This window comes from Rhodococcus sp. EPR-134, from assembly GCF_001647205.1.
Taxonomy (GTDB): domain Bacteria; phylum Actinomycetota; class Actinomycetes; order Mycobacteriales; family Mycobacteriaceae; genus Rhodococcus_F; species Rhodococcus_F qingshengii.
Map to the genome: position 1 here is coordinate 1 of NZ_LVCT01000658.1, position 844 is coordinate 844.

Annotated in this window: 1 protein-coding gene and 1 pseudogene; one reads left to right on the plus strand and one right to left on the minus strand. The window is 64.1% G+C overall.

Annotation, left to right across the window (positions count from 1 at the left end):
- Window positions 1–240, minus strand: a pseudogene (locus A2J01_RS28615) (acetyl-CoA C-acyltransferase); the annotation flags it as partial.
- A gap of 107 nt (window positions 241–347) precedes the next feature.
- On the opposite strand from A2J01_RS28615, the gene mce reads away from it, so the two are divergent.
- Window positions 348–821 (plus strand): methylmalonyl-CoA epimerase, encoded by a 474-nt coding sequence (gene mce, locus A2J01_RS28620; protein WP_007733251.1) that lies wholly within the window; start codon window positions 348–350, stop codon window positions 819–821.
- Window positions 822–844 lie beyond the last annotated feature (23 nt).

Below are 844 nucleotides of genomic sequence, written 5' to 3' on the forward strand. Positions count from 1 at the left end.
GGGGACGTTCATGGGGATGCCGGCGGCGACGGCGGCTTGGCGGGCGGGCATCTGGCCGGCGCCGGCGGTGAGGACCTGTCCCATGATGACGTAGTCGACCTGTTCGGGTGCGACTGAGGACTTGTCGAGGGCGCCTTTGATGGCGATGCCGCCGAGGTCGGACCCGGAGAGGTCTTTCAACGATCCGAGGAGTCGACCCATCGGGGTCCGAGCTCCCGCAACAATCACAGAACTGGTCACGATTTCCTCCGGCTGCAAAAGAGAGATAGTCGTCGGTTCCGTGCGGCCTAAGAGCCAAGTCACATCCCGACGTGTACTCCTCAAACGGTAGCGCTACCGTGAAAGGTATGACACAGACCTCCCCCAGTTCTGCACTCGCACCTTTGTCGTCCGACCTCGTCGTCGCGATCGATCACGTCGGAATCGCGGTGCCCGATCTCGACGTGGCAATCGAGTGGTACACGCAGCACCTGGGCATGGTGTCGACCCACGAGGAAATCAACGAATCGCAGGGCGTGCGTGAGGCCATGCTCTCCGTCGTCGGCTCCCCCGCCGGATCCACTGCCGTTCAGCTGCTCGCGCCTCTGGACGAGAACTCGACCATCGCCAAGTTCATCGACCGAAGCGGCCCCGGACTCCAGCAGCTCGCCTACCGGGTCACCGACATCGACGCCATCTCCGCCGAGCTTCGCGACCGCGGGGTTCGGTTGCTGTACGACGCTCCCCGACGCGGTACGGCCAACTCGCGCATCAACTTCATTCACCCGAAGGACGCCGGCGGCGTCCTGGTGGAACTGGTCGAACCCGACGCGAGCCACTAGCAGACCCGACTCCAGCTCGTATG

Bases quoted from the DNA above. Each gene is read 5' to 3' on its own strand.
- mce (WP_007733251.1), top strand. From the start codon at position 348: ATGACACAGACCTCCCCCAGTTCTGCACTCGCACCTTTGTCGTCCGAC.